Raw genomic sequence first — 23,753 nt, 5'->3', positions numbered from 1 at the left:
AGGCTCGCTCCCACACTGGATTGGTGTCTTGCAGATAACCTGCGGCTGACCCCGGAAAAACTGTGGGAGCGAGCCTGCTCGCGAAAGCGGTGGTTCAGTCACCATCAATATCGACTGGCAGACCGTATTCGCGAGCAGGCTCACTCCCACACTGGATAGGCATTACCCAGTCTTAACGTCTTGTGATCACCACTTCCAGGTATTCACTCGGCACCACCAGCGATGCCTCGCCGGCCCTGTTCATCTTGTTCAACAATGCGGTGAAGTCCCTTTCCAGCGCCATCGCGCCGTCAACCGGTAGCACCGCGAAGGCTTTGTGAACCGGTCCGTACCAACTGCGGAACGTGTCGATGAAGTGCGCGGCCGAGCGGTAGCGGAAGTTGAAGGTGCGGCGTGTCACTTGGGTCTGGAAGTCATGGTCATCGAAGTGCGTGTGCAACCAGGCTTCATTGCCCCAGTTCGACGGCGGTAGTGCGCCGGGGGGTGGCGGCAGGTGTTGGCCGAGGGTCTTGAACATCTGGCCGACAAAGCCTTCCGGCGTCCAGTTGGCCAGGCCGATGCGGCCACCGGGGCGAACCACCCGTGCCAGTTCAGCAGCAGCCTTGGCCTGGTCCGGCGCGAACATCACGCCGAAGGTCGAGAGCACGGCGTCGTAACTGGCATCGTCAAAGGGCAACGCCTCGGCGTCGGCCACCTGGAAAATCACCTCCAGCCGTTCGGCCCGGGCGCGGTCTTCACCGCGTTCAAGCAGCGCCGCCACATAATCGGTGGAAGTGACTTGGCAGCCACGACGGGCAGCGGCGAGCGTGACGTTACCGTTGCCGGCGGCGACGTCCAGCACCAACTCGTCGCAGCGCAGGTCGCAGGCTTCGGCCAGTTGCTCGCCGACGATCTGCAACGTGGTGCCGATCACGGCGTAATCGCCACTGGCCCACGCGGCCATCTGACGGTTTTTCAGGGCAGTAAGATCAATGGGTGTACTCATAAAGTGTGGCTCCCTCGCGGGTTTGAACACGAATCAGGCTCTGACGGACGACTCTTCCGCCGTGGTGGGATCAATGATGGCTCTGACCTGGGACACGCTGTTCGCCGGGAAGCCGCCCTGCCTGGCATGTTCACGGATGAGTTCTTCGTTCGGCGCGATGTACACGCAGTAGATCTTGTCGCCGGTGACGTAACTCTGCAGCCATTGCACCTCAGGACCCAACTCGCGCAAGACCCGGCAGGACTTTTGCGAAATGGCTTTTAGATCCCGATCCGACAGTGCTCCGGCACCCGGGATTTCCCGCTCTATGACGAACTTCGGCATGGCAACCTCTCTTCTTGTTATCGCTACAGGGCCGGCAGTGACCCTGTAGATCAACTATCGCGCCAGCGCGGGCCTGCGTCCTGTCCGATCGTCGGCCAACACTGTCCGATCGTCCGGAGGTTTCACGCCGCGCGCAGACGCGCTCACACTCAAAAGCACCCGTTGCTACGAGAATTCACCATGGACGCCCTCTCGCAAACCCTGCGTGTTGTCCACCTGGTTGGCGCGATTTTCATCAACGCCCGATTCACCGCGCCCTGGTGCTACCAATCCCCCAGCGCCGACTCCGCCGCCCCGTTTCTGGAACCCGGCGCGGAACGTGTGGTGATCTTTCATTTGGTCACCGAAGGCGAGTGCTACGTCGAACTCGGCAACGATCCGCCCTTGCTGCTGAACGCCGGTGACGTGGTGGTTTTCCCCCAGGGTGATGCCCATCGCATGAGTTCTGAACCCGGACTTAAACCCGCTTCCGGTGCGCGACTGGATGCGGTGCTGGCGCGGCGTCCACGGCAATTGAGTTATGGCGGAGGCGGTGCCGTGACGCGGCTGGTGTGCGGTTATCTGGCGTGTGATACGCGGCTGGCGGGCATGCTGCTGACCGGGTTGCCGGCGGTGATCCGGGTCAATGTGCGCGGTTCAAATGCCGGCATCTGGCTGGAATCTTCAGTGTGTTACGCCCTGGCCGAGGCACGTTCGCCAAGGCCGGGCGGCGAAGGTGTGTTGGCGAAACTGGCGGAGGTGCTGTTCATCGAAGTGCTGCGTCTGTACATGAACGAACACGGCGAAGGTCGCACCGGTTGGCTGGCGGGTGTCGGCGACCGGATTGTCGGCGCCGCGCTGAATGCCCTGCACACCCAGCCCAGTCATTGCTGGACCCTGGAAGAACTGGCGCGCACCGCCAGCACCTCAAGGTCGGTGTTGGCCGAGCGTTTCCAACAACTGGTGGGCAGTTCGCCGATGCAGTACTTGACGCAATGGCGGATGTTGCTGGCGGCCAACCTGTTACGCCGCAGCAACACTTCATTGGCGCGGATTGCCGAGGAAGTCGGTTATCAAACCGACACGGCGTTCAGTCGCGCATTTCGCCGCGAGTTCGGCGCACCGCCAGCGGCGTGGCGGCGAGGTCAGAATGAAAAAATAATGGCCCACGGGCCGGAACCCGTGAGCCATTGATTCAGAAAGGTTACGCCGCCGGGGTTTTGGCCTCTTGCAGCAACTGCTGGATCATCTGCTCCTGCGTGTCGTAGCGACCCTCGCCAAAGTGGGTGTAACGCACCTGCCCCTTGGCATCGATCAGGTAGTGCGCGGGCCAGTACTGGTTGTCGAAGTTACGCCAGATCGCGTAGTTGTTGTCGATGGCCACCGGGTAGGTAATGCCGAGTTTTTTCACCTGATCCTTGACGTTGTCGATGATGCGTTCGAAGCCGTATTCAGGGGTGTGTACGCCGATCACCACCAGGCCATCCTTCTCGTATTTCTTCGCCCAGTCTTTCACGTACGGCAAGGTGTGCTGGCAGTTGATGCAGTCGAAAGTCCAGAAGTCGATCAGCACCACTTTGCCTTTCAGGGATTCGTTGGTCAGGGCCGGCGAGTTCAGCCATTCCACGGCGCCGTTGAGGGATGGCATGGCGCCTTTGGCGTTGTCCATGGACGTGTCGGCCTTGACCTTGCTGACGAAGTAATCGACCACTTTCGGCACGGTTTCCAACACACCTTTCTCGATACTGCTGACGCCTTCCGACGACGTGCCGGCCAGCAGTGTTTTGTCGGCGCCGGTGGAAATCACCGCCGCGGCAAGCAGCACGGCCACGCCAGTGCCACGACGCACCCAACCGGTGACCGGAATTGATGCTTTCAAGCGATTGACCAACCCGCGACCAGCGAAGATCAAGGTGCCCAGGGACAGCGCACTGCCCAAGCCATAGGCCACCAGCAGCAGGCTGGTTTGGGCGTTGGCGCCTTGCAGCATGGCGCCAGTCAGGATCACGCCGAGGATCGGCCCGGCACACGGCGCCCACAGCAACCCCGTGGCGACGCCGATCATCACCGAGCTCAGCGGGCCGGACATTTTGCGGGTGTCGGGGTCGAGGCGATTGCCCAGCAACACGAATGGACGTGCCAACCAGCCGCCAATGCGCGCGGAAATCAACGACAGGGCAAACAGCACCATGACGATCAGCGCCACGTGGCGACCGGTGTTGTTGGCCTGGACCACCCATTCGCTGCTGACCACGGCCAGGCTGGAGATCAAGGCAAACGTCAGGACCATGCCGCCGAGGGTGAGCAGGATCGAAGAGCGGGTGCGCTCGACGCCGGCGAACAGGAACGGCACGACCGGGAGGATGCAAGGGCTGAGGACAGTCAAAATACCGCCCAGGAATGCGATGAGGAACATGGGGGATTACCTTAATTAAGTGGTTTAGCTCGAAATCCACCCCTCACCCTAACCCTCTCCCCAGAGGGTAGAGGGGACTGACCGAGGTGTTTTATCGAGCTACATCGACCTGGAATTCCAAGTTGAACTCAGGTTCGCGATCCGCGACTTCGAGTCGAATTCAGATTTTGAGCAGCATGAAGATCGGCTCCCTTTCCCCCTCCCCCCCCTGGGGAGAGGGCTGGGGTGAGGGGTCGCTCTTGATGACCCCTCAAACCATCGGGTTATCCAGCAACTGCCCTTGTGGCGTCCGGCTCCCGCCGTTCTCGGCCACCATCTGCCCCTGCGGTGTGCGGCTGTAGCCGTCTTCGGCCAGGAAAGCATTGGTGTCCTTCTGCGCGACGGGGGTCAGTTGAAAGCACGTGGTGCTGCCACAACTGTTCTGTTCAACCGCCGCATTGGCATGGGCAGCCGTGCCGGCAACGGAGAAGGCAATGGCGGTCAAGTAGCGAGTGACGTGGTTCATGGTGTTCTTCCTGTTTCAAATGGGGATTGGGAGAAGGATTCAATTGCCTTCGTGGCAGTCATCGGAAAACTTGCTGTAGTTCAGGGCCTGGGTTTTGCCCTGGGAGTCCAGGTAAGTCAGCCGGGCATTCACAATCCCGCAGGAAGGGCCGGTGTCTTGTGTCAGCGACACGACTTTCTGGATGTCCAGATGTGTGCCGTAGGTGTAGGTTTGCGGGGTGACATCGGCTTCGGCACGGGCCGACAAGGTGCAGATGTTCAGGGCGGCAAACAGGCAAGCGGCGTAGACGGCTTTGGTGTTCATGGTGGTTCCCTCAAGACTTCAATGATTAATGGGTCCGAGGCGGGTTGGTTTGCCTCGATGGGACCCATTAGAAGCCTGCGAGGTATCCCGTCTGTGTCGGAAAAAGGCCTGAGTAAATCGTTACGTATCAAAGCCGCCGCCCGATACACAGCGATACAAAACCCCCGAAAATTCATGTTTTTGCGTCGGCGTGTATCCGTCGACACAGCAGATACACTGGAATACAAAGGGCGGCAGGCGTACGGGCGAATGCTCGATAGACTGCGCGACATCCCCCATTGATAGAGGCTTGGCCCCATGGAACACGTCGATCACATTCTCATCGTGGACGATGACCGCGAGATTCGAGAGCTGGTAGGCAACTACCTGAAGAAGAATGGCCTGCGCACCACCGTGGTGGCGGACGGGCGGCAGATGCGGTCGTTCCTGGAATCGACACCGGTGGACCTGATCGTGCTCGACATCATGATGCCCGGCGACGATGGGCTGATGCTCTGCCGCGAGTTGCGCGCCGGCAAACACAAAGCCACGCCGGTGCTGATGCTCACCGCACGCAACGATGAAACCGACCGCATCATCGGCCTGGAGATGGGCGCCGACGATTACCTGGTCAAGCCGTTCGCCGCCCGTGAATTGCTGGCACGGATCAACGCCGTACTGCGTCGTACACGGATGCTGCCGCCGAACCTGGTGGTCACCGAAAGCGGTCGTCTGCTGGCCTTCGGCCGTTGGCGCCTGGACACTTCGGCTCGGCACCTGCTCGACAGCGACGGCACCATGGTCGCCCTCAGTGGTGCGGAATATCGGTTGCTGCGGGTGTTCCTCGATCATCCGCAACGGGTGCTCAATCGCGACCAGCTGCTGAACCTGACCCAGGGCCGCGATGCTGATCTGTTCGACCGTTCCATCGATTTGCTGGTGAGCCGCTTGCGCCAGCGTTTGCTCGACGATGCCCGCGAGCCGGCCTACATCAAGACCGTGCGCAGCGAGGGTTACGTGTTTTCCCTGCCGGTGGAAGTGATGGGGGCGTCGTCATGACGCTCTCGATGCGTTGGCCGCGCACTCTGGCGTCACGGCTGTCGCTGATCTTTTTGATCGGCCTGATCCTCGCCCAGGCGCTGTCCTTTGGTGCGCAGTACTACGAGCGTTACGAAAGTTCGAAAAACACCATGCTCGGCAATCTGGAAACCGACGTCTCGACGTCCATCGCCATTCTCGACCGCTTGCCGGCCAATGAACGGGCGGGCTGGCTGCAACAACTGGAACGGCGCAATTACCGCTATCTGCTGGACGAAGGCTCACCGGGCACGGCCATGAGCGATACGCCGATTGCCGTCACCTCGATCAAAGACGCCATCGGCAAGGATTACCCGATGACCGTGACCGACATCCCCGGGCCGCAAAAACACTTTCAGGTGCACCTGAAACTGGCGGACGGCAGCCCGGTGACCATCGATGTGCGGCCAGCGATGGTGCCGTTGTCGCCGTGGCTGCCCATCGTGCTGCTGGGCCAACTGGCGCTGATGCTCGCCTGCACCTGGCTGGCCGTGCGCATCGCCATCCGCCCCCTCACCCGCCTCGCCGTGGCGGTGGAAACCCTCGACCCCAACACTCACGCGGTGCACCTGGACGAAAAAGGCCCGACCGAAGTTGCCCATGCCGCCATGGCGTTCAATGCGATGCAGGCGCGGATCGCGGCGTATCTCAAGGAACGCATGCAACTGCTGGCGGCGATTTCCCACGACCTGCAAACCCCGATCACCCGCATGAAACTGCGGGCCGAATTCATGGACGATTCCAGCGAGAAAGACAAACTGTGGAATGACCTGGGCGAGATGGAACACCTGGTGCGCGAAGGCGTGGCGTATGCCCGCAGCATCCATGGCGCGACCGAAGAGAGCCGGCGCACAGACCTGGATTCATTTCTCGACAGCCTGGTGTTCGACTATCAGGACATGGGCAAAGAGGTGCAACTGAGTGGCAAGACCGCTGCGGTGATCGACACCCGGCCCCACGCGTTGCGTCGGGTGCTGGTCAACCTGACGGACAACGCCCTGAAATTCGCCGGCGCTGCGCAGTTGCAGGTGGAAGCCAAGGCTGATGGCAGTTTGTCGGTGAAAGTCATGGACCGCGGACCGGGGATTGCCGAGGAGGAACTGGCGCAGGTAATGGAGCCGTTCTACCGCGTGGAAAATTCACGCAACCGCAGCACCGGCGGCACCGGGTTGGGGTTGGCGATTGCACAGCAACTGGCCCTGGCGATTGGCGGGTCGCTAACCTTGAGCAACCGCGAAGGCGGCGGCTTGTGCGCCGAACTCAAATTGCCGGCAAACAAATAAACCCCACCACAAAACCCTGTGGGAGCGGGCTTGCTCGCGAAGAGGCCGGCACATCCAAAATTGACATTGGCTGACACGCCGCCTTCGCGAGCAAGCTCGCTCCCACGAGAGATCTGCGGCGGGCACAACACTCCTGATCAACACTGAACCCTGTGGGAGCGGGCTTGCTCGCGAAGGGGCCGGCACATTCAGCATTAATGGTGGCTGACACTCAGCTATCGCGAGCAAGCTCGCTCCCACAAGGGATCTGCGGCGGGCACAACACTCCTGATCAACACTGAACCCTGTGGGAGCGAGCCTGCTCGCGAAGGGGCCGGCACATTCAGCATTAATGGTGGCTGACACTCAGCTATCGCGAGCAAGCTCGCTCCCACAAGGGATCTGCGGCGGGCACAACACTCCTGATCAACACTGAATCCCTGTGGGAGCGGGCTTGCTCGCGAAGGGGCCAGCACATTCAGCATTAATGGTGGCTGACACTCAGCTATCGCGAGCAAGCTCGCTCCCACAAGGGATCTGTGGTGGGCACAGGATTAGCGATCCACACTGAACCCCTGTGGGAGCGAGCTTGCTCGCGAAGAGGCCGGCACATCCAAAATTGATGTTGGCTGACACCCCGCCTTCGCGAGCAAGCTCGCTCCCACATGGGGATCTGCGGCGGGTCGATTATGGCAATCACCCCCGCCCCAAAATTTGCCCTTCCCTCCCATGAACCAGATTTGAAACCCGCAGTCTTAGACCTGCCCTGTCATACGCTCGTCCCCCCACTCGACAAGCGTGTCTTGAGCCCAATGATCGCCAGTACCGTCGTCATCTCCTCAGAGCCGTTCGCCTCATGCGCCAATTCGTCGTGTCTTTTCGCGTTGTTTCGCTCTGCCTTGTTCCGCTATTTCCCCTGTTCGCCACGCCCGCCCATGCCAGTGAGGAGCGGCAGCTGGTGTCGGAGATTAACGATTACCGCGCCCACCCGCGTGGTTGTTCGATACGCCCGGTCCAAGGCTTGAGGCCTCTGGCGCTGAAGTCGAACCTGGCGTTGCCGATCGGTTATGGCGGTCCTTTGCGCGAGGGGTTGAAGCAGAACGGTTATCAAGCGGTGACCGTGCGGACCATCCGTCTGGTCGGTGCGCAGGATGCCGAGGACGCCTTTGACAGGTTGCAGGACAACTACTGCGGCGCGTTGCTCGATGCGCAGTACGCCGACATCGGCATTAGTCGCGCCCGCAGCGAATGGCAAATCGTGCTGGCGCGACCCGTGCTGGACAGTCAGGTCAGCGACGGCCGAGCGGCCGGCAAGACCTTGCTGGCCGAGGTCAACGCCGCACGGGCACGGCCACGGATGTGTGGGCGCCAGCGCTTCGCCGCCGCTCGGCCACTGAGTTGGAATGCTGCGCTGGGCGCCGCCGCGCAAGGCCACAGCAAGGACATGGCCTACGGCAATTACTTCGCGCACCAGGACCCCGACGGTGAAATGCCGGCGGACCGTGCCAGGGCCGCTGGTTTCCGTGGCCGGCAGATCGGCGAAAACATCGCCGCCGGCCAGGGTTCACCGAGCAAGGCGATGGCCGGTTGGCTCGCAAGCCCCGGGCACTGCGCCAACCTGATGAACCCGATGTTCACTCAAGTCGGCGCAGCCTTTGCCACGGATGCACGCAGCGATGAGGGTGTGTACTGGACGATGCTGTTCGGGGCAAAGTGAGCAAAAAGCCGTCTACAGAACAGCCACGGATTTAGGTAGAGTGAGGCCCTTGCGCAACGCCTGCATACGGGGAATCAGCATGATCAGTCTTTCAGTTCTTGCCTTGGCCGGTCGCAACGGATGACTCAGCCCGCCGCACCACTCCCGACCGCCGCCCCCGGCAAACTCACCCCCCGTGAACTGCGCGGGCTGGTGGCGATTCTGGTATCGATCGCCCTGGCGGTACTCGATACCGCCATCGCCAACACGGCGCTGCCCACCATCGCTGCGGACCTCAACGCCTCCCCCGCCGCCTCGGTGTGGATCATCAATGCCTATCAACTGGCGGCCGTGGCCACGTTACTGCCGTTCGCCGCTCTGGGCGGAATCATTGGGCACCGCAAAGTATTCCTCAGCGGCATCATCCTGTTCGTGGTGGCTTCGGGGTTGTGCGCGCTCGCGTGGTCACTGCCGACCCTGACCGTGGCCCGCGTGCTCCAGGGTGTCGGAGCCAGCGCCATCATGAGCGTCAATGCCGCGCTGATCGGTTTGATCTTTCCCCCGGAACGCATGGGCCGTGGCCTGGGTTTGAACGCGCTGGTGGTCGGCACCTGCTTCGCCGCCGGCCCGACCATTGCCTCGCTGGTGCTGTCGGTGGCCAATTGGCCCTGGCTGTTTGCGATCAACCTGCCCCTGGGGCTGTTTGCCCTGACCTTCGCCTGGAGCTCCCTGCCAACCAGTCCGCCCAAAGCCGTGGTGTTTGATCGGCTGACCGCCGTGCTCAATGTCATCACCTTTGGTGCGTTGATTTTCGCGCTGAGCCAGGCCGCGCAGTTGGGCTCGATGAGCAGCGTGGTGATCGCCCTGGCGGTGTTCCTGATCGCAGGGGCCTTGATGCTGCGCCGCGAAGTCGGGCATCCGGCGCCAATGTTCCCCCTGGATTTGCTCAAGCGGCCGATGTTTGCCCTCTCGACGCTGACCGCGTTCTGTTCCTTCGCCACCCAAGGGTTGGCGTTCGTCTCGTTGCCCTTCTTCTTCGAAACGACCCTGGGCCGCGACCCGATCCAGACCGGTTTTCTGATGACCCCATGGTCCATCGTCGTAGCCCTCATCGCGCCGATGGCCGGGCGCCTGTCCGACACCTATCCGCCTGGCCTGCTGGGCGGTATCGGCCTGGCCATTCTGAGTGCGGGGATGGTGTCCCTGGCAATCATGCCGGCGGATCTCAGCGCTACCGGGATCGTGATTCGCATGATCATCTGTGGCATCGGCTTCGGCTTTTTCCAGGCGCCGAACCAGAAAGCCCTGATGACCAGCGCCCCGAGGGAACGCAGCAGCGGTGCCAGTGGGACCATCGCCATGGCTCGGCTGATTGGCCAGGCGACCGGTGCTGCGTTGGTGGCGTTGAGCTTCGGAATGTCGGGCACCCATGGCCCGGTGTTGGCGCTGAGCATTGGTGCGGGGTTTGCGGCGGTGGGGAGTGTGGCGAGTGCGTTGCGGTTGGTGGCGCGTAACGCATAACACCGAACCTGTGGCGAGGTGGCTTGCCCCCGTTGGACTGCGCAGCAGTCCCCTTAAAAGCGAGGGCCGCTTCGCGACCCAACGGGGGCAAGCCCCCTCGCCACAGCAAGCTCCCTCGCCACAAAAGCCCTTTTGCCGCAGGTTCTTCAGCGCTTGATTAGCGAGCCGCCCACGCATTAAAGCGTTCTTCCAGCTCCTCGCCATGGTCCACCCAGAACTCCGCATCTACCGCCCGGGCCTTGGCCATGTTGGCTTCGGCCGTCGGCAATTGCTGTTGCACTTGCTGCGGCAACAGCGCTAACGCCTGGCGATGAACCGGCCCATAAGGGATGTTTTCCGAGAACACTTTCTGGGTCTGCGGCTGGCTGGCGAATGCGATGAAACGCTCGGCCAGGGCCTTGTTCGGCGTGCCTTTGACCACAGCCCAATATTCCGGGTCGTAGAGGCTTTGCGGCCAGACGATGCTCAGGTTCATGCCCTCTTTCTGCGCTGAAGCGATGCGGCCGTTGTAGGCGGCGCTCATCACCACGTCACCGGCAATCAACCACTGCGCCGGTTGGGCGCCCGCCTCCCACCACTGGATGTTCGACTTGATCTTGTCGAGCTTGGCAAACGCCCGGCTCACACCTTCGGGGGTGTTCAGCACTTTGTAGAGTTGATCCGGCGCGACGCCATCGGCCAGCAGTGCGATTTCCAGTGTGTACTTGGCGCCTTTGCGCAGTCCGCGCTTGCCCGGGAAGTCGTTGACGTTCCAGAAATCCGCCCAGGACGAAGGGGTCTTGGTCAGCTTGTTCTGGTCGAACGCCATGACCATCGACCAGACGTAAGTGGCCACGCCGCACTCGGTAAACGTCCCCGGCACAAACTGGCTCTGGTCGCCAAAACTGGCCGGGTCGAGTTTCTCGAACAGACCGGCATCACAGCCGCGCAGCAGCTCCGGACTCTCGACCTCGACCACGTCCCAACTGGTGTGGCCGACATCGACCATCGCTTTGATTTTCGACAGTTCGCCGTTGTATTCACCCGCGACGATGCGTCCGGCACCACTGGCGTTGAAAGGTTGGAAGTAGGCTTTGTCCTGGGCCTGCTTGGTGACGCCGCCAAACGAGATGACGGTCAAATCCTGCGGCGCGGCGAACACGCCGGTGCACAACAGGGCCAGGGAAAAAGGAATGCACGTACGTAAGGTTAAAGACATGGAACGCTCCCGCAGCTGTTTTTTAAAATTAGGGTAAAGCCGGGCAGTGCTGGCCAGAGACCAATAACAGTTCCATCGTGCTGGCCTCATGGGACCTACATCGTTATGCGAAACGGCTTTCATCCGAGAGAGCCGAACCACGCTGGGTGTGGCTCGATAGTGCGACATCCGTCTGCCGAGGAAAATTATTAAAAATATGCTTGGGAGCGATAAAAAAGCTCGTTAGCGGGTGATCCGACTGACGGTATTCACAGCCTCCTCATCCCACTGAAACCCTCACGCAAGACGCCTGTAAACAACTTGCCACGGACCCATCCGGGCTTTTTTTACGCCTCGCTTTGATATGTTTATTTTCACCATATTGATTTATGAAATATTACGTGCCATTTATAGCCACACAAAAATCGCTCTCAAGGAGTCAACAATATGAACAAGACAGCACTTCTAGGCGCCCTGACCCTGTGCGCCGCCAGCTTCCTGGCTCACGCCGACGAAGACAGCCTGCGCATCGGGATCGAAGCCGCTTACCCACCCTTCTCCTACAAAACCCCGGAAGGCAATGTCAGTGGTTTCGACTACGACATCGGCAATGCGCTGTGCGAAGAGATGAAGATCAAATGTGAGTGGGTGATCCAGGAATTCGACGGCATGATCCCGTCGCTCAAAGTGCGCAAGATCGACGCTGTGTTGTCGTCGATGTCGATCACCGAAGACCGCTTGAAGTCGGTCGACTTCAGCAAAAAGTACTACCACACGCCGGGCAAGTTCGCGATGAAGGCCGGCAACGTGATCAACGACCCGTTGGTGGACCTCAAGGGCAAGAAAGTCGGGGTGCAACGCTCTTCGACCTACGACCGTTTCGCCACCGAGCAACTTGAAAAAGCCGGGGTCAACGTCGTGCGCTACGGCTCGCAAAACGAAGCCTTCCTCGACCTGGCCTCGGGTCGCCTGGACGCCACCCTCGCCGACATCGTCAACACCGATGAGAGCTTCATCAAAACCCCGGCCGGCAACGGTTTCGCCCTCGTCGGCCCGGACATCAACGACCCGAAATACTTCGGTCGCGGCGCCGGGATCGCGGTGCGCAAGGGTGACAGTGTGAACACCGTCCGCCTCAACACCGCGATTGACGCGATCCGCGCCAACGGCAAGTACCAGCAAGTGATGGCCAAGTACTTCGCGTTCGATATCTACGGCGAATAAACCCACCTTGGCTCCCGCCCGAAAGGGCGGTGCATCTCGCCCGTTGATAGAGGAACTTCATCATGCTTCACGGCTACGGATCGAGCATTCTCGATGGCGCCTGGCTGACCATTAACCTGGCCCTGACCTCCATGGCCATGGCGATTGCCCTCGGCCTGATCGGCGCGGCGTTTCGCCTGTCGCCGCTCAAATGGCTGGCCATGCTCGGCGAAAGCTACACCACCCTGATTCGCGGCATCCCGGACCTGGTGCTGATCCTGTTGATCTTCTACGGCGGCCAGGACCTGGTGAACCGCATCGCCCTCGCGCTGGGTTACACCCACTACATCGACATCAATCCATTCATTGCCGGCGTCTGCACCATGGGCTTCATTTTTGGCGCCTACCTCTCGGAAACCTTTCGCGGCGCGTTCATGGCGATCCCCAAGGGTCAGGCTGAAGCCGGGGCGGCGTATGGCTTGAGTGGTGGGCAAGTGTTCTGGCGAATCCTGGTGCCGCAGATGATTCGTTTCGCCATTCCCGGGTTCACCAACAACTGGCTGGTGCTGACCAAATCCACCGCGCTGATTTCGGTGATCGGGTTGCAGGACATGATGTTCAAAGCCAAGAACGCAGCGGATGCGACCCACGAGCCCTTCACGTTTTTCCTCGCCGTGGCGGCGCTGTACCTGATGCTCACCAGCGTGTCATTGCTGGTGCTGCGCTATCTGGAAAAACACTACTCGGTCGGCATCAAAGCCGCCGAATTGTGATCGGGAGCGAACCTCGATGCTCGACTACAACCTGATCTGGGAAAACCTGCCGCTGTATTTCAGTGGCGCCTTGTTGACCCTCAAAGTGCTGCTGATTTCCCTGGCGTGCGGCCTGGTGCTGGCGATCCCGCTGGCCTTGATGCGCGTGTCGCGCTCGCCGCTGCTCAACGCCCCGGCGTGGCTCTACACCTACGTGATTCGCGGCACGCCGATGCTGGTGCAATTGTTCCTGATCTATTACGGCCTGGCGCAGTTCGCCGCCGTGCGGGAAAGCGCGCTCTGGCCGTACCTGTCCAGCGCAACCTTTTGCGCGTGCCTGGCCTTCGCGATTAACACCAGTGCCTACAGCGCCGAACTGCTGGCCGGCAGTTTGAAGTCCACCGCCCACGGCGAGATCGAAGCCGCCAAAGCCATGGGCATGTCGCGCTTCACGTTGTATCGGCGAATTCTGCTGCCGTCGGCCCTGCGCCGGGCGCTGCCGCAGTACAGCAACGAAGTGCTGATGATGCTGCAAACCACCAGCCTCGCGTCGATTGTCACGCTGGTGGACATCACCGGCGCCGCGCGGACGGTCAGTTCGCGGTTCTACCTGCCGTTCGAGGCGTTCATCACCGCCGGCCTGATCTACCTGGCCCTGACCTTCATTCTGGTGCGTCTGTTCAAACTGGCCGAGCGCCGTTGGCTGGCGTACCTGGCACCGCGCAAGCATTAAGGAGCGTTTATGCAACACATTGAATATTTGTTGCCGTGGAGTGCTTCGGGCACGGAGCGGCGCCTGTCGCTGTTTCGCTTTGGCAGCGGGCCGCGCAAGGTTTACATCCAGGCGTCCTTGCATGCCGATGAACTGCCGGGGATGCGCGTGGCGGTGGAACTCAAGCGGCGTCTGCGGGTGCTGGAAGAACAAGGTCGGCTGAACGGGGTGATCGAGTTGGTGCCGATCGCCAACCCCATCGGCATTGCGCAGATGTTCCAGGCCACCCATCAGGGTCGTTTCGAATTCAACAGCGGCAAGAATTTCAACCGCGACTTTCCGGAGCTGACCGAAGCCGTGGCCGCGCTGGTGAACGGTCAACTGGGCGACGATGCCAACGTCAACACCGCACTGATCCGCCGCGCCATGGCCGCTGTCCTCGCCGACATGCCACCCGCGACCTCGGAACTCGATGGCCTGCGTCGTCTGTTGCTGCAGCATGCGTGCGACGCGGATGTGGTGCTGGACCTGCACTGCGATTTCGAGTCGATCATGCTGCTTTACGCCATGCCACAAAACTGGCCGCGTTTGCGTTCATTGGCCGCCCGACTCGGTGCCGGCGCCGCGCTGCTGGCCGAAGATGCCGGCGGCAGTGCCTTCGACGAAGCCTGCGCGTTTCCGTGGTTGCGCTTGGCCGAACTGTTTCCCGAAGCGGCGATTCCATTGGCGTGCGTGGCAACCACCATCGAACTGCGCGGCATGGCCGACACCGAGCGTGAGCAATGCATCGACAGCGCCGAAGCCATTCTCGGCTACCTCGCCGAACAAGGCCTGATCAGCGGTGACTGGCCCGAAGCGCCTTTCTTCTACTGTGAAGCAACGCCCTTCGCCGGTGCGCAATACGCCTATGCGCCGCACCCCGGCGTGGTGAGTTTCCTGCAACCGTTGGGCGCGCAGGTGCGGGTCGGTGATCCGCTGTTTGAAGTGCTGGATCCGCTGACCGATCGCCACAGCATCGTGCGCGCCAGCACCGACGGCATCCTCTATGCCCGGGAACGCCTGCGCTTTGCCCAGCCCGGTTTGTGGCTGGCCAAAGTCGCCGGCACCCGCCTTATTCGCCAGGGTCGCTTGCTCAGCGACTGACGCCAGAAGAGTGAACAGCATGTACAAACTTGAAATCCAGAACCTGCACAAAAGCTACGGCAGCCATGAAGTGCTCAAGGGTGTGTCCCTGGAAGCGAAGGCTGGCGATGTGATCAGCATCATCGGCTCCAGCGGCTCCGGAAAAAGCACGTTCCTGCGTTGCATCAACCTGCTGGAGCAGCCCAACGCCGGCAACATCGTGCTCAACGGCGAACCGCTGAAACTGGTGACCAACAAACTTGGCGGCCTCAAGGCAGCTGAACCCAAACAGCTGCAACGCATGCGTTCGCGGCTGTCGATGGTGTTCCAGCACTTCAACCTCTGGTCGCACATGAGCGCCCTGGAAAATGTCATGGAAGCCCCGGTGCACGTGCTGGGCATGAGCAAAAAAGACGCGCGGGAAAAGGCCGAGCACTACCTGAATAAAGTCGGCGTCGCCCATCGAAAGGATGCGTGGCCGGCGCACATGTCCGGCGGCGAACAACAGCGCGTGGCGATTGCCCGGGCGCTGGCGATGGAGCCGGAAGTGATGCTGTTCGACGAACCCACCTCGGCCCTCGACCCGGAACTGGTCGGCGAAGTACTCAAAGTCATGCAGGACCTGGCCCTGGAAGGCCGGACCATGGTGGTCGTCACCCACGAAATGGGCTTTGCCCGGGAGGTGTCGAATCAATTGGTGTTCCTGCATAAAGGCCAGGTCGAAGAACGTGGCAACCCGCGTGAAGTGCTGGTCAATCCGCAATCCGAACGCCTGCAGCAGTTCTTGTCCGGGAGTTTGAAATAGTCCGGCAGACCCGCTGCGCACCGACGGTTGGCTTCGGATACACTCCAGCCAACCTTATGCCCTCAGGAACTGTTGAGCCGCACATGCCGACCCCATCGAAAAACACCACGGTCTACGCCGCGCCGGTCATGCGCAAACTGGCGGAAGTCGTTGCCGAGTTGCCGCCGTCGCTGCGCAAGGTCGCGGACTTTATCCTGCGTCACCCGTTGCGCGCGGCGACCCTGACCATCGAAGAGATGGCTCACGAAACTTCGACCTCACCCGCAGCGGTCAATCGCCTGGCCAAGGCCCTGGACCTGGGCGGCTACACCGGGATGAAGGCCGAACTGGTGGCGACGTTGCAGCAGATGGTTTCGCCGGTGGACAAACTGCGCAACGAATTGGCCCATCGGCCGGGCGGCGCGTTTGGCCTGCATGAGCAAATCCAGAGCGCCAGCAGCAACCTCGCCACGGCAGCGACCAACAACCATGCCGACACCTTTGAAGCCTTCGTCACCCGCCTGACGACTGCGCGCAAGATCTACATCCTTGGCTTCGGCAACAGCGTCTACTTCGCCGGCCTCGCCGCTTCGACCCTGATGCCCTTCTGCGCCGACGCCACCGCCATCAGCATGGAAGGCGGCAACGAAAACGCCGCGTACCGCCTCGCCGCAATCACCGATCAGGACGTGTTGCTGGCAATCTCCCTGCCGCGCTATTCCCTCGACACCCTGCAACTGGCGCGCTTCGCCAGCGAGCGTGGAGCGACGGTGCTGGCGATCACCGACTCCCCCGCCTCACCGCTGACCGGCATCGCCGAGCACACCTTGTTCGCCCCCGCCGATCACCCGGTCCTGACCAGTTCCAACATCGCCGTGCTTGCGTTGATCGAAGGCCTGGTCGCGGGGGTCATGGCGCGCAACAAGGAAGCAGTGAAACTGGCCACCGAGCTGACTGAAAGCGTGATGGCTTACCTGCACATTCCCACCAGCACCAAAGCGCCGAAAAAATAATGATCACCACTGCACGATTGAGCTTGAGGCCACCGACAGCCGAAGACCTGGCGCGTCTGTTTGCGATCTATGGCGACCCGGCGACTAATCAATTCAACCCGGCCGGGCCGCTGTCCGATCTTCAACAGGCCGAAACCTTGCTGCAAGGCTGGCTGCGCCACTGGGACGAAAACGGTTACGGACAATGGGCGATTGCAACCCGTGAAGCGCCGGAGCATGTCATCGGTTTCGGCGGCATTGCGTTGTACAACTACCTTGCCGTCGAGCGCCTCAACCTCGGCTATCGATTTGCTGCCGCCGCGTGGGGCAAGGGTTACGCCACGGAATTGGGCACCACGGCGCTGGCGTTCGCTTTCAATGAGCTGAAGGCCGAGCAGGTGTTTGCGCTGGTCCGGCCAAGCCATCAGGCCTCAATCGGAGTGCTGGAGAAAATCGGCATGCAACGGTTTGATGTGCTCGATGACGTGCCGGGACAGCCGCAAAGCCTGGTGTATAAGGCCGATCAGCTTTAGAGGATGTAGCCACCCGACACGTCGATGCTCTGCCCGTTGATCCAGCCACTGTCCTCGGACAGCAACGTGGCGATGACCCGTGCGACGTCGCCTGGTTCACCGACCCGACCGAGGGCAGTTTGCGAAGCGAGCAGTGCTTCGAATTCGTCATTCAAGCCGCCGCCCAGTTCCGTGCGGATCGCGCCCGGCGAAACCGCATTGGCGCGGATGCGCCGCTCACCGAATTCCTTGGCCATGTAGCGAGTCAGCACGTCCAGTCCGCCCTTGAACGCAGCGTATGGCGCGACGCCCGCGGTGGCCACGCGGGTGGTCGCGCTGGTCAGGTTGACGATGCTCGAACCTTCCGCCATCAGCGGCAACAGCCCCTGGGTCAGGAAGAACGGGCCTTTGAGGTGCACGCCCATCAGGCTGTCGAATTGTGCTTCGGTGACCGTCTCGATCGGGTTGAACAAGCCGTGACCTGCGTTGTTGACCAGGCCGTTCAGGGTGGTCTTCTGCCAGGTCGATTGCAGCGTTTGTCGAACTGCATCAACAAAAACGCCGAATGCCCCGACATTGCCCACGTCCAGTTCAAGCGCAACAGCCTTGCCGCCTTCAGCGTTGATAGCCGCCACCACCGACTCGGCGGCCTGCGCATTGCTGTTGTAGGTCAGGATCACGCCCATGCCACGTTGGGCACATAACTGGGCAGTGGCGGCGCCTATGCCGCGGCTGCCGCCGGTGATCAGGGTAATGTTCATGTGCTGCTCCGCTGTGAATGAGGTAAGCCACTACGGTAGCGATTGACCTCCCGGCGAGCGCAGCCGATTCTGCTCGAAAACTGCCTGTTTCTGCTTTCTGCTTGCGCCGTGGGGAGCCATGGGATCAGATGTCTCCCCATGAACACTCAACTGAATGAACTCAGGACCTTGGCTGCCAGGGCTGAAAATCGGCGTACCGAAACCGGTATTCCACGGGTGGCGATGGTTCAGGGGGCGATCCCGGAACATCTGCTGGCCGCTGTTTATGACCCGATGATCAACCTGATCCTGACGGGCAGTAAGTCGATGACCGTCGGCGACCGCACGCTGCGCTACGACCCGGCGACATATTTCGTCATGTCCATCGAGTTGCCGGCGGTGGGCCAGGTGCATCCGGCCGCGACCGGCGAGCCTTACCTGGCCGTCAGCCTGACGCTCGACCCTAGCGTTGTGGCAAACCTGCTGGCGGACCTGCCCCCGGCGACCGGGCGTCACGAACAGGAAACCGGATTCTCGGTCGCCGCCGTTACCCCCGAGCTGATGGACGCCTGGGTGCGCATGCTGCGATTGATGGATCGGCCGGCAGACATTGCGGCGCTGGGCCCGGTCTATGAGCGGGAGATTCTCTATCGGGTGTTGCAAGGTCCCCACGGCGCGATGCTGCGGGAAATCGCCGCACCCGATAGCGCGATGGCCCGCGTGAGCCAAGCCATCCAGTGGATCCGCCGCGACTTTGCCGAACCGCTACGAGTGGACGCCCTGGCGCAGAAAGCGGCGATGAGCGTGTCCTCCTTCCACCGCCACTTCAAGGCCGTGACCAACTTCAGCCCCTTGCAGTATCAAAAACACGTTCGGCTGCTTCAGGCCCGCACGTTGCTGGTGGCCAGTGCCAAAAGCGTCACCAGCGCGGCGTTCGATGTCGGCTATGAAAGCGCGACCCAGTTCAGTCGCGACTATGCTCGCGTATTCGGCTTGCCGCCGGCGCGGGATGCGGCGAGGATTCTGGCCGATACACGAGGGGCGACCCGATGAACATGGACAGTCACTGGAGGCATCCCATGCAGGCGCTGAACAAAATCCTGATGACCCTGTGCCTTGTGCTGCCGTGCATTGCCAATGCCGAGCCACGGCCCGAGCACATGGTGTATCTGCGTTCGATCGCTCCGGGCATCGAGCAGGACATCCGCTACGCCACGGCCCACAACTTCACCGGCCATCCGCTCGACGGTTACGAGGCGCCCGAATGCCTGTTGTCAGAGGAGGCGGCCAAGGCCCTGGCCCGGGTGCAAACCGCTTTGCAGGCGCAAGGCTACGGGTTGAAGGTCTTCGATTGCTATCGGCCTGCCCGCGCGGTTGCCGATATGGGCAACTTCGCCAAGGTGCCCGGCGATCCCACCAAAGCCGAGTTCTATCCACGGGTGGACAAGCAAGACTTCTGGCGTTTGGGTTACGTGGCGCGGATCTCGGGGCATTCCAAGGGCAGCACGGTGGACCTGACCCTGACCAGTCCAAAAGCGCCGCCCGCTGCAATCTGGTCGCCCGCTATCCCCCAAGTCGATTGCACCGCCCCTTATGGCCAGCGCTGGCAGGATGGCGCGCTGGACATGGGCACCGGTTTCGACTGCTTCGACGAGCCGGCCCATGCCGACAGCACGGCCATCAACGCGAGCGCAAAAACCAATCGCCAGCGACTCACCAGCGCCATGGAAAAAGAGGGGTTTGTCGGTTACTCGAAAGAGTGGTGGCACTTCACCTACACCGGCAATCCGGCGTTGAATCAGGTCATGGATTTCCCCATTACCCCGCTGGCGCTCAGTACCAGCCAGCAACTGATTATCGTCACCACCAAAAACTGGAGCGCCATCCAGGGCACCGCCCAACGCTATGAGCGTCACGGCAACACCTTTCAAAAAACCGGCGAACCGTTTGCGGTGGTGGTCGGTAAAAACGGGCTGGCCTGGGGCAAGGGGCTGACCGTCGTCGAACCACGCCAGGGGCCCGTCAAACGTGAAGGTGATGGCAAGGCCCCGGCCGGGATTTTCAAACTCGGCACAGCCTTTGGCTACGACAAAACCACCGACACCCAACTGCCCTACCTGCCGCTGACCCCAACCCTCGAATGCGTGGATGACAGCCAGTCCAAACGCTACAACGAACTGGTCGACGGCGCGACAGTGGCCAAGGACTGGAACAGCTCCGAAACCATGCGGCGTGACGATGACATGTACCGAAATGGCATTTTCATCGAGCACAACACGCCGGCGGTGGCCGGTGCAGGGTCGTGCATTTTCTTCCATATCTGGCGCGGGCCGACGTCGCCGACGTTGGGGTGTACGGCCATGGACCCGGCGGATATCAAGCGGCTGTTGGGTTGGCTGGATCCAGGGCAGATGCCGTTGCTGGTGCAATTGCCGGAAGCTGAGTATGTGCAGTTGCGTGAGCGTTGGGGGCTTCCAGAGCGCTGATCACGCGCTCACCGGCATCGACCTCAATCATGCCGCTCCCCTGCCCGCTTGAGCATCTGCTTGCAGCGCTCCGACAAGTGAAACACCCGTAGATGCTTGCCAGCCTTGTCGTAGCGCTCACGCAACGTCTTCAACGCGGCGATGGCCGAGTAGTCGACGAAGCTCAGGTGACGGCAATCAAGCGTCACTTGCGCCGGGTCGTTGGCAGGATCGAACTGGTTGAGAAACGGCGCGGTTGAGGCGAAGAACAGCGTGCCATGCAGGCGATAGAGTTTGCTGCCGTCGGTTTCCAGGTAGGTGTCGGCGTACAGCTCGCGGGCCTGCTGCCAGGCGAAGTTGAGCGCGGCGATGATGATCCCGCAGAGCACGGCGGTGGCCAGGTCGGTGAACACAGTGATGGCGGTCACGGCGATGATTACCAGCACATCGTTGAGCGGCACTTTGTTGATCACCCGCAGCGAGGCCCAGGCGAAGGTCTGTTGCGACACCACGAACATCACGCCGACCAATGCCGCCAGCGGAATGCGCTCGATCAGCGGCGACAGAAACAGCACGAACAGCAGAATCATCACCCCGGCGACCACACCGGAAAGTCGGCCGCGACCACCGGAACTGAGGTTGATCACGGTCTGGCCGATCATCGCGCAGCCACCCATGCCGCCGAACGCGCCCGACACCATATTCGCCGCACCCAGCGCCACACACTCGCGATCCGGGTAGCCACGGCTCTCGGTGATTTCGTCGGTGAGGTTCAGGGTCAGCAGGGTTTCCAGCAGGCCGACCAGCGCCATCAAAATCGCGTAGGGCGCGATGATGCGCAGGGTGTCCAGGTTCCACGGAATGTCAGGCAACGCCAACGTCGGCAAGCCGCCGGCAATGTGCGCCATGTCGCCCAGAGTGCGGGTCGGCAAGCCGAGCAGAAACACCGCCAACCCGACGCCAAGGATCGCCACCAAAGCGGGCGGCACCGCACGAGTCAGGCGCGGCAGCAGATAAACGATCGCCATGGTCAGCGCCACCAACCCGCTCATCACGTAAAGCGGCGTGCCACTGAGCCAGGTGTCGCCGCTTTTGAAATGCTCCAACTGCGCCAGCGCAATGATGATCGCCAGGCCATTCACGAAACCGAGCATCACCGGATGCGGCACCATGCGCACCAGTTTGCCCAGCCGCAACAGCCCGAACGCCATCATGATCAACCCGCCCAACAGCACCGTCGCCAGCAAATACTGCACGCCGTGTTGCACCACCAACGCCACAATCACCACCGCCATCGACCCGGCAGCACCGGACACCATCCCCGGCCGCCCGCCGAACAGCGCGGTCAATGTGCAGATGATAAACGCGCCGTAGAGGCCCATCAGTGGATTGAGGTGAGCGACCAGGGCGAAGGCGATGCATTCGGGCAGCAACGCGAAGGATGTAGTGAGCCCGGCCAGGGCATCGGCGCGAAGGCGTTGTGGTTTCATGGCTTACCTGAACATGCGGGCCGGTGGAATTGGCCGCGGGGAGTTGCGGGGAATGAGGGGTGGGGATGTTACGGAATTGGGGGCGGTTGGGCCAGTGGTTGGTGGGGCGAAGCAAGACTGTCGGACTTTGTATGTCACCGTGACTGAAAGTTTATTGATTCCGCCCCGTGAAAGTCATGGGTACTCCTGTCTGGCATGCAAAACACTCAGGATCTCGATTCGATCCGTCACTCGATAGATCACCAGATAGTTGGGATGCGCAACGATTTCCCGAGTACCGGGTACTCGACCAAGTCGATAAAGATAGGGATGTTCGGGAAGGGCTGAGGTAGCAACTTCAATGGCTTGGTACAGCTCGCTTGCTGCCACAAAGTGGCGGTCACCAATAAAATCCAGGATTTTCCAAAGTTCAGCCCGCGCTTCGGGTCGCCACTCAACCAGCATCGTGCTTGTTGCGCTTTGATTCGATAAGGGCCCGCATATCCGCCATCACCTGATCATGCGGGACATTCGGACGCGGATCATTCAATGAAGCTTGCACTTTGGCTCGCAGCCATCGGTCGTAGCTAGCAGCCTGCTCTTCGGTGGTGAACTCTGAAACGATGGGGGACAGTTCAGCGCTCATAATGACCTCCGGGATTGATACCGACGAGTCTAATCGGTCTGTGTCTCGCTGTCGTTGCTGGCCAGATGAAGTACATCCACACCCGCGCCGCGAAAGCCAGCTAAAACCAAGAGTATCGGCATCTTCCGAACTCTCAATGGTAGATCCGATTAAAGGCCAGCATATTGCTCCTACAGCATCTGACTCAGGAAGACTTATGGGTTCTTTGAACATGATCAACCTCTGCTAACTGATGGAGGTTGCTACGGTAAACCTCGAACTTCCGACGGCCAACCTTCAAATGCTGTCGGACTTTTCGTCGAGTTTATTGAAAGTAAACACGCCATGTAGGACGCGTGTTTAAAGACACCCCGTGTTACGCCACCAAAGGCTACAACGCCTTGCGTCGTTGCCTACAGGTACGCCAGAATCCGCCGGCTTGTGCGTCTTGGCCCCGGACTTTATCGTTTCCCCGTCGCTGAAAAACAGTGATCGGGTTTGGTAGCCCGGATGTAAGGACTGCACAGCATCACCATTCGCGGCGTTTTTCGTCTCGGCATTATGGTGGTCATGCACAGGGCATCTTCGGGTGCGCCGGTTTCCTTATGTCCCGGTCTACCAACCTGCGTATGGCCACCACCCATTCGTTTGGTAGCGAGGTTGGTTGGCTCTTTATTTACGACATAAGGAGTTCTATCTATGTTCAAGGTAACGCCTAACCCCCCGCACACGGGTCCAGTACCCTACGACGCCTCTTTTGATCTTGACCCCAAGAAAATGAAAGCGGCGACAGACCGCGCACTCGATTTCTACCTCAACCCCGGGGCGACCAAAACGCAGATACCGCCCCGCACATCCGGCACCTTCCTCACCATCGACGCAGCGGTGGATGACGAAACGTTGCTGGTTGAGGCCTACGAGTCGCTGTCATCGTGCCGCAAAATGGTCAACGACCTCGCCGAACTGGAGGACAACCCGCGACGCCATACGATGCTGGTGTTGCATCGGTCGCTCCTGATCGGTGAGCTGGCGCTCAATCGCGTGCTGGATAACCACAAGCCTGGGTAGCAGCCAGGCACATCCCCTGTAGGAGCAAAGCTTGCTCGCGAAGGCGTCAGGTCTGACACACCGCGTCATCGTTCTTCGCGGGCAA

25 protein-coding genes are annotated in these 23,753 nt (G+C 61.0%); 15 read left to right on the top strand and 10 right to left on the bottom strand.

What is annotated here, in order from left to right; all coding sequences use genetic code 11:
• Window positions 1-172: 172 nt before the first annotated feature.
• Window positions 173-985, bottom strand: coding sequence for a class I SAM-dependent methyltransferase (locus tag BK667_RS04270; protein WP_123508981.1), 813 nt, complete (start codon window positions 983-985; stop codon window positions 173-175).
• A gap of 33 nt (window positions 986-1,018) precedes the next feature.
• The gene (locus BK667_RS04265; protein WP_123508980.1) at window positions 1,019-1,309 is read right to left on the bottom strand and encodes a DUF4242 domain-containing protein; all 291 of its coding nucleotides are present in this window, start codon (window positions 1,307-1,309) and stop codon (window positions 1,019-1,021) included.
• Between the two features lie 180 nt (window positions 1,310-1,489).
• Between BK667_RS04265 and BK667_RS04260 the strand changes: the two genes are divergently transcribed.
• Window positions 1,490-2,482 (top strand): AraC family transcriptional regulator, encoded by a 993-nt coding sequence (locus tag BK667_RS04260; protein ID WP_123596867.1) that lies wholly within the window; start codon window positions 1,490-1,492, stop codon window positions 2,480-2,482.
• 10 nt (window positions 2,483-2,492) lie between these two features.
• Here the strand turns inward: BK667_RS04260 and BK667_RS04255 are convergent, their stop codons facing one another.
• From BK667_RS04255 to BK667_RS04245, 3 genes are all read right to left on the bottom strand, one after another.
• A complete protein-coding gene (locus BK667_RS04255; RefSeq protein ID WP_123596866.1) occupies window positions 2,493-3,704 on the bottom strand; it encodes a cytochrome c biogenesis protein DipZ in 1,212 nt (403 codons plus the stop codon).
• Window positions 3,705-3,954: 250 nt separating this feature from the next.
• Complete coding sequence (locus BK667_RS04250) at window positions 3,955-4,209, bottom strand: hypothetical protein (RefSeq protein ID WP_123508977.1); 255 nt, start codon at window positions 4,207-4,209, stop codon at window positions 3,955-3,957.
• 39 nt (window positions 4,210-4,248) lie between these two features.
• On the bottom strand, window positions 4,249-4,512 hold the full coding sequence (locus BK667_RS04245) for a DUF2790 domain-containing protein (protein WP_123596865.1): 264 nt from the start codon (window positions 4,510-4,512) through the stop codon (window positions 4,249-4,251).
• A gap of 297 nt (window positions 4,513-4,809) precedes the next feature.
• Between BK667_RS04245 and BK667_RS04240 the strand changes: the two genes are divergently transcribed.
• The 4 genes from BK667_RS04240 to BK667_RS04225 all read left to right on the top strand — a co-directional run bounded on the left by BK667_RS04240 (window position 4,810) and on the right by BK667_RS04225 (window position 10,047).
• Window positions 4,810-5,550, top strand: a complete 741-nt coding sequence (locus BK667_RS04240; protein WP_123508975.1) for a response regulator — start codon at window positions 4,810-4,812, stop codon at window positions 5,548-5,550.
• Window positions 5,547-6,851, top strand: coding sequence for an ATP-binding protein (locus BK667_RS04235; protein ID WP_123596864.1), 1,305 nt, complete (start codon window positions 5,547-5,549; stop codon window positions 6,849-6,851). Before BK667_RS04240 ends, BK667_RS04235 begins: the two co-directional genes overlap by 4 nt.
• 835 nt (window positions 6,852-7,686) lie before the next feature.
• Complete coding sequence (locus BK667_RS04230; protein WP_123596863.1) at window positions 7,687-8,547, top strand: CAP domain-containing protein; 861 nt, start codon at window positions 7,687-7,689, stop codon at window positions 8,545-8,547.
• Between the two features lie 189 nt (window positions 8,548-8,736).
• Window positions 8,737-10,047, top strand: coding sequence for an MFS transporter (locus BK667_RS04225; protein ID WP_259697854.1), 1,311 nt, complete (start codon window positions 8,737-8,739; stop codon window positions 10,045-10,047).
• 157 nt (window positions 10,048-10,204) lie between these two features.
• On the opposite strand, the gene BK667_RS04220 is transcribed toward BK667_RS04225, so the two are convergent.
• A complete protein-coding gene (locus BK667_RS04220) occupies window positions 10,205-11,245 on the bottom strand; it encodes a gamma-aminobutyric acid-binding protein (RefSeq protein WP_123596861.1) in 1,041 nt (346 codons plus the stop codon).
• A gap of 426 nt (window positions 11,246-11,671) precedes the next feature.
• Between BK667_RS04220 and aotJ the strand changes: the two genes are divergently transcribed.
• The 7 genes from aotJ to BK667_RS04180 all read left to right on the top strand — a co-directional run bounded on the left by aotJ (window position 11,672) and on the right by BK667_RS04180 (window position 17,322).
• On the top strand, window positions 11,672-12,448 hold the full coding sequence (gene aotJ / locus BK667_RS04210) for an L-arginine-binding protein AotJ (RefSeq protein ID WP_123596860.1): 777 nt from the start codon (window positions 11,672-11,674) through the stop codon (window positions 12,446-12,448).
• A gap of 62 nt (window positions 12,449-12,510) precedes the next feature.
• The gene (locus tag BK667_RS04205; RefSeq protein ID WP_123596859.1) at window positions 12,511-13,200 is read left to right on the top strand and encodes an ABC transporter permease; all 690 of its coding nucleotides are present in this window, start codon (window positions 12,511-12,513) and stop codon (window positions 13,198-13,200) included.
• 16 nt (window positions 13,201-13,216) lie between these two features.
• Entirely contained in the window at window positions 13,217-13,912 is a 696-nt protein-coding gene (locus BK667_RS04200) for an ABC transporter permease (protein WP_123596858.1), read from the top strand.
• Between the two features lie 9 nt (window positions 13,913-13,921).
• On the top strand, window positions 13,922-15,034 hold the full coding sequence (locus BK667_RS04195) for a succinylglutamate desuccinylase/aspartoacylase family protein (RefSeq protein ID WP_123508965.1): 1,113 nt from the start codon (window positions 13,922-13,924) through the stop codon (window positions 15,032-15,034).
• 19 nt (window positions 15,035-15,053) lie between these two features.
• Window positions 15,054-15,818 (top strand): ABC transporter ATP-binding protein, encoded by a 765-nt coding sequence (locus BK667_RS04190; RefSeq protein WP_123596857.1) that lies wholly within the window; start codon window positions 15,054-15,056, stop codon window positions 15,816-15,818.
• Between the two features lie 83 nt (window positions 15,819-15,901).
• On the top strand, window positions 15,902-16,810 hold the full coding sequence (locus tag BK667_RS04185; protein ID WP_123596856.1) for a MurR/RpiR family transcriptional regulator: 909 nt from the start codon (window positions 15,902-15,904) through the stop codon (window positions 16,808-16,810).
• Complete coding sequence (locus BK667_RS04180) at window positions 16,810-17,322, top strand: GNAT family N-acetyltransferase (RefSeq protein WP_123596855.1); 513 nt, start codon at window positions 16,810-16,812, stop codon at window positions 17,320-17,322. Before BK667_RS04185 ends, BK667_RS04180 begins: the two co-directional genes overlap by 1 nt.
• On the opposite strand, the gene BK667_RS04175 is transcribed toward BK667_RS04180, so the two are convergent.
• Window positions 17,319-18,062 (bottom strand): SDR family NAD(P)-dependent oxidoreductase, encoded by a 744-nt coding sequence (locus tag BK667_RS04175; protein WP_123596854.1) that lies wholly within the window; start codon window positions 18,060-18,062, stop codon window positions 17,319-17,321. The two genes, BK667_RS04180 and BK667_RS04175, sit on opposite strands and share 4 nt — an antisense overlap.
• Window positions 18,063-18,200: 138 nt before the next feature.
• Here BK667_RS04175 and BK667_RS04170 point away from each other — a divergent pair, with 138 nt between their 5' ends.
• Window positions 18,201-19,094 carry an AraC family transcriptional regulator gene (locus BK667_RS04170; protein ID WP_185058171.1) on the top strand — a complete coding sequence of 298 codons (894 nt, stop codon included), beginning with the start codon at window positions 18,201-18,203 and terminating at the stop codon, window positions 19,092-19,094.
• 26 nt (window positions 19,095-19,120) lie between these two features.
• Window positions 19,121-20,527, top strand: coding sequence for a M15 family metallopeptidase (locus BK667_RS04165; protein WP_123596853.1), 1,407 nt, complete (start codon window positions 19,121-19,123; stop codon window positions 20,525-20,527).
• A gap of 23 nt (window positions 20,528-20,550) precedes the next feature.
• On the opposite strand, the gene BK667_RS04160 is transcribed toward BK667_RS04165, so the two are convergent.
• From BK667_RS04160 to relB, 3 genes are all read right to left on the bottom strand, one after another.
• Window positions 20,551-21,996, bottom strand: a complete 1,446-nt coding sequence (locus tag BK667_RS04160; protein ID WP_123596852.1) for a SulP family inorganic anion transporter — start codon at window positions 21,994-21,996, stop codon at window positions 20,551-20,553.
• A 174-nt stretch (window positions 21,997-22,170) separates the two neighbouring features.
• On the bottom strand, window positions 22,171-22,440 hold the full coding sequence (locus BK667_RS04155; protein ID WP_123596851.1) for a type II toxin-antitoxin system RelE/ParE family toxin: 270 nt from the start codon (window positions 22,438-22,440) through the stop codon (window positions 22,171-22,173).
• Window positions 22,430-22,621, bottom strand: a complete 192-nt coding sequence (relB, locus tag BK667_RS04150) for a type II toxin-antitoxin system RelB family antitoxin (protein ID WP_123596850.1) — start codon at window positions 22,619-22,621, stop codon at window positions 22,430-22,432. Before relB ends, BK667_RS04155 begins: the two co-directional genes overlap by 11 nt.
• A gap of 678 nt (window positions 22,622-23,299) precedes the next feature.
• Here relB and BK667_RS04145 point away from each other — a divergent pair.
• Window positions 23,300-23,668, top strand: a complete 369-nt coding sequence (locus BK667_RS04145) for a DUF6124 family protein (RefSeq protein ID WP_123596849.1) — start codon at window positions 23,300-23,302, stop codon at window positions 23,666-23,668.
• Window positions 23,669-23,753: the final 85 nt, after the last annotated feature.

Source organism: Pseudomonas frederiksbergensis, assembly GCF_003732705.1.
Classification (GTDB): domain Bacteria; phylum Pseudomonadota; class Gammaproteobacteria; order Pseudomonadales; family Pseudomonadaceae; genus Aquipseudomonas; species Aquipseudomonas frederiksbergensis_F.
Note: the sequence above shows the minus strand (reverse complement) of the source record. Positions and strands in the feature narration are given on the sequence as shown.